1 pseudogene is annotated in these 581 nt (G+C 68.0%); it reads right to left on the bottom strand.

Annotated features, from left to right (window positions below):
- A pseudogene (locus FUT88_RS24785) lies at nucleotides 1-581 on the bottom strand (aldehyde oxidase); the annotation flags it as partial.

Genomic DNA, 581 nt, shown 5'->3' with positions numbered 1-581 from the left:
CGCGCGGCCCTTGTCGGCGGCCCAGTAGTCGTCGGCCAGCACGGCCACGCCTCCTGGTTACCGCCCAGCACATCGACGCGCATCGGGATGGTCATGACCTGGCGCACGCCGCGCACCTTCAACGCCTCGGCGCTGTCGACGCGGCGCACACGTGCACCGGGCATGGGCGCACGCTGCACGACTGCCACCAGCATGCCGGGCAACGACACATCGATGCCGTACTGGAACCGGCCCGTCGTCTTGGCCAGCGCATCACGCTTATGCCTGAGCTTGCCGATGTACTTGAAGTCCGCTGGATTCTTCAACGCCACATTGGCAGGCGCAGGCAGACGGCCCGCCGCATCGGCCAGTTCGCCGTAGGTGGCCTTGCGGCCGTCGGCATTGCAGATGACGGTGCCGTCTGCGGTGCTGCATGCGGCCACGGGCACGCCCCAGCGTTGCGCCGCCGCGCTGATGAGCATCGCGCGCGCCGTGGCGCCGGCTTGCCGCAGGCGCGCATATTCGAGCGACACGCTGGTGCTGCCGCCGGTGGAATACACCTTCCAGACCGGATGGATGTAGTCCTGGAAGAACGGATCTTC

Source organism: Ralstonia sp. TCR112 (genome assembly GCF_007997035.1).
In the GTDB taxonomy this organism is placed as follows: domain Bacteria; phylum Pseudomonadota; class Gammaproteobacteria; order Burkholderiales; family Burkholderiaceae; genus Ralstonia; species Ralstonia edaphi.
This window is presented reverse-complemented; position numbering and strand designations above follow the sequence as displayed.